2 protein-coding genes are annotated in these 4116 nt (G+C 55.2%); one reads left to right on the top strand and one right to left on the bottom strand.

Features of this window, described 5'->3' with window-relative positions; all coding sequences use genetic code 11:
- Positions 1 to 1105 (top strand): UDP-galactopyranose mutase (gene glf, locus ACR0P8_RS08875; RefSeq protein WP_432624722.1); only part of this gene is annotated, 1105 nt, incomplete at its 5' end.
- Positions 1106 to 1191: 86 nt separating this feature from the next.
- Here the strand turns inward: glf and ACR0P8_RS08870 are convergent.
- Entirely contained in the window at positions 1192 to 3798 is a 2607-nt protein-coding gene (locus ACR0P8_RS08870) for an LTA synthase family protein (protein WP_432624721.1), read from the bottom strand.
- Between the last annotated feature and the right edge of the window lie 318 nt (positions 3799 to 4116).

Below are 4116 nucleotides of genomic sequence, written 5' to 3'. Positions count from 1 at the left end.
GGCCGTGGAGCATACGGGCGCGAGGGTCGAGATCATCGACGTGCGCGACCATATCGGCGGCAACGCGTACAGCTACATGGACGAGGAGACCGGCGCTGAGATCCACAAGTACGGCGCGCACCTGTTCCACACGAGCAACAAGCGGGTCTGGGACTACGTGAACCGTTTCACGAGCTTCACCAGCTACGTGCACCGCGTGTACGCGACGCACGACGGCGAGGTGTATCCCCTGCCGATCAACCTGGGCACGATCAACCAGTTCTTCCACGCGCGTTACACGCCGGCCGAGGCCAGGGCCCTGGTGGAACGCCAGGCGGGCGAGCTGGCGGGCACGGACCCGCAGAACCTGAACGACAAGGGCATTTCCCTGATCGGCCGTCCCCTGTACGAGGCGTTCATCAAGAACTACACGGGCAAGCAGTGGCAGACCGATCCGAAGGACCTGCCCGCGGGCATCATCAACCGCCTGCCGGTGCGTTTCAACTACGACAACCGGTACTTCCGCGACACGTGGGAGGGCCTGCCCACGGACGGGTACACCAAGTGGATGGAGCGCATGATCGACGACCCGCGCATCCACGTGACCCTGGAGACGGACTTCTTCGACGGATCCCAGCCGTACAACAAGGAGGCGTTGGCGGCGGCGGGCGTGCCGGTCGTGTACACGGGTCCGGTGGACCGCTACTTCGGCTACTCGCTCGGCGCGCTGAAGTGGAGGACCGTGGACTTCAAGGAAGTAAGGTACGACGAGGGCGACCACTTCGGCTGCCCGGTGATGAACTTCTCCGACGCGGACGTGCCGTACACCCGCGCCATCGAGTTCAAGAACTTCAACCCGGAACGCCGCGAGTCGCAGAACCCGGACAAAACCGTGGTGTGGGAGGAGTACAGCCGTTTCGCCCAGCGTGGGGACGAGCCGTACTATCCGATCAACACGGCCGCGGACAAGGAACTGTACGCGCAATACGAGAAGCTCGCGCAGGCCGAGCCGCTCACGGTGTTCGGCGGCCGGTTGGGCACGTACAAGTACTACGACATGCACCAGGTGATCGACACGGCTCTGACCGCGTACGCCGAGCAGGTCGAACCACTCCTCAAGAAGTAAGGTCCGAAGTAAGTTTTCAAGCATGAAAATGGGCTGTCGGAAAAACCGACAGCCCATTTTCATGAGATCGCACTATTCCATTCGCATTACGGAACCTGTGTGAAATTCGTGCTCTTGAGGTAGTTCTTTCCGATGGTCTGGTCGTATTGAACCAGCTTGTAATCCTCAAGCAGCTTACGTGCCTTATGGCTCATCTTGGCATATTTGATCCTGTTGCCGTTCTGATCCAGATAAGTTGCCTTGCCCTGACCGATACCACCGTTCGAATCGATGACTCGGCTCATGGCCGGAACCTGCTGCTTCAAATCGGTCAGCATGGCAAGATAGGGCGAGACCTTGGCATTCATGTGCTCGGCGGCCAAAGGCATGAAATAGTTCGATGAAGTATATGCGGTCGTACTGGAATCGACCTTGGCTCCATGCGAGGCGGAAGCGGAATTCGACCAAATGAAGTAATCCGTTTCATGCAAGACGGTCTTGTTGTTCTTATTCTCGTCCGCCGTGGCATAGATGCCCGGTAGATGATCGCCGTAGAAAATCACCGTGATGGGCTTGTCCATCTGGTTAAGCTGGTCGAGGAAGTCAGCGGTCTCCTGATCGGTCCAGTTGATGCCCTTGGTGTAGGTGTTGATGCAGTAACGTTCACTGTCGAGCAGGTTCTCGGATGTGTTGGCATCAACGAATTCGTTGTTGTCGTAATAGTCTCCATACGGCATGTGGTTCTGCATGGTTACCAGTTGCAGGAATTGCGAGTTTTTCGACTTTTTCTGCTTGTTGAGGAGATCCAAGACATTTTGATATGCCTCGCTATCACTTACATAAGGCGATCGGTCAATGCGATTGGTATGCTTCAGCGGAATCTTGCTGTCGAGCGTATACAGATACGAGAAGCCGAACTTCTTATAGTTGGTGTTACGCAGATACATGCTTTGCTGGAAAGGATGCACTGCGGTAGAGGCCTGCTTGCCGTATTTATTCATCCAAATCTGGTTGAACGAATAAGGATCGGATTGATTGGGCACCAGCTGCTGGTAAGGCACGATAAGGGAATCGTTGAAATTGGCGAGATTCAGACCCGTCAGCGCCTGATATTCGATATTCGCGGTACCGCCGCCATAGCCAGGAGACAGCATGAGTCCGGAAGTGGTCGTGTTCTTGATATTGCGGATATTCGGTATCGGATCAATATCGAAGGAAACGCCCGGAACACGGGTCGGATCGGAGAAGGTCTCCGACAGAATCATGATCACGGTATTGTCCGTGAGCTCGCCCGAACGGGTTTGGTTGATGGAGTTCGCTTCCTTTGCATATTTCTTGGCGAGCGCCTCCATGGTTTCCTTGCTGTAGTTGCTGGGCTTATCCATGGCTTTGACTTTGGATAGGCTGAGGAATGTGGTGGCTGGGCCATTGGCTTGGGCGTCGCCTATGGCATTCCATAGTTGGGGAGCGTATCCGTTATCTTTGGCCCAGTTATATACTTGCGATCCTGGAGTTCCGAGTCCGATTGCATAGGATGAGAGTAGGGTGACGCTGAGTATTGCCGCAAGTATGCGGAATACGTTGCCGACGATGTTTTTGACATTCGCGATGGGGTGGCGCCAGGAGCAGTGGATGAAACGTCTGCGGCCATCCAAGACGAAAAGAACGATTGCGATGATTGCGAACCAGATGACGAATTTGATGGCGTTGTCGACGAATGCCTGGCTGGATTTCGGCACGAAGGACATGATGCTGCCGGTGTCTCCGCCCGAGATGAACGTCAAATCGGCTGGGATGATTGGTTCGTTGCGTAGCTGTACTTTGATGCTGTTGGCCACGCCGAAGGCGGTGATTGCCACGCCGAAGATGAGTGTTGCGATCCAGAATCTGTTCGTTACGAGGATCAGGACGAGATAGATTAGGGCCAATCCGATGAAACTGACTAGACAGATGTTTTTTTGTTCAAGCCACATTTGGCTGATGAATCGGGTGACTTGTCCTCCGACGCTTTGGAGGACTCTTGTCGTGTCGTCGATTTCAGCGTTCTTGTCGTATTTCGGTTCGGAATACATGCCCCATTGCAGGAAGATGACTTCGGCTGAAGTGAGCAGGAAGAATACTATGGTGTAGAACGCGTAGGAGAACTTCATGCGCTTCTTCCATAGGCCGTGCGCGCCTTGGAAGAATTTGATGATGAGCTGAATCGCTTTGAGGCTTGTGAACGTGTTCCATGCGCTACGCACTTTGACTGCGGTGGTTTGAATGGCGTGTGCGGCGGTTTTGGCCGTTTTCGCGGTGGCGTGTCCGGCGTGGGCCAATGCGTGCCCGACGGTCGCCATCGTCGTGCCGGTTGCCTTGTGGGCGTGCCTCATGGTCCGTAAGGCGGCGTCGCTGGTGGAGGAAGCGAAATCCACGGGAACGAGATTTGTGGAAGGCGCGTTGTTCCGTGCGTCCTCAATCGTGGAAACGTCCGTATCATGCTTTGCCACGGACGGTTCCGCCTCCGGTGTGTAAATGCTCTTGCGGGTTTCTGCGATGCGAAGAGGGGCTTTCTGCGTGTATAGTTCCGCGCGGTGACGTGCCCTGAAAATGGAGGGGTCGTTCGTCATGCCATCGTTTGCGAGCGGCTGATAGGTGCCCCCGATAAACGATTGCTTGGGATGCCTGACGTATGAAGGCTCGAAGGCATGAACGGCAGACTGGATATAAGGCATCGTCGCTTCCTTCACGGCAAGTCGCCCCTTGAAAATATGGGGGGTCATGAACGTACAAAACCGTGCTATATATTAGCCGGTGTGTGTGGACGAGTATGTGTCTTGAAGATGACTGGAAAGTGGCTGAAGGGTGAACGGGCCGGAGATGGCTACCGCATCAGGTCTGCTTCGGGTGTCGAGGATGCACACGATTGCACGGGTACGCGAACGCTAAGCTGGAACGGTGAATGACATGACAGATGATGTGATGGACAACGAAGGATTTGAGCCGAAAAGCATCCTGGTGACGGGCGGATGCGGATTCATCGGCGCCAATTT

Source organism: Bifidobacterium sp. (assembly GCF_050874245.1).
Taxonomy (GTDB): domain Bacteria; phylum Actinomycetota; class Actinomycetes; order Actinomycetales; family Bifidobacteriaceae; genus Bifidobacterium.
This window is presented reverse-complemented; position numbering and strand designations above follow the sequence as displayed.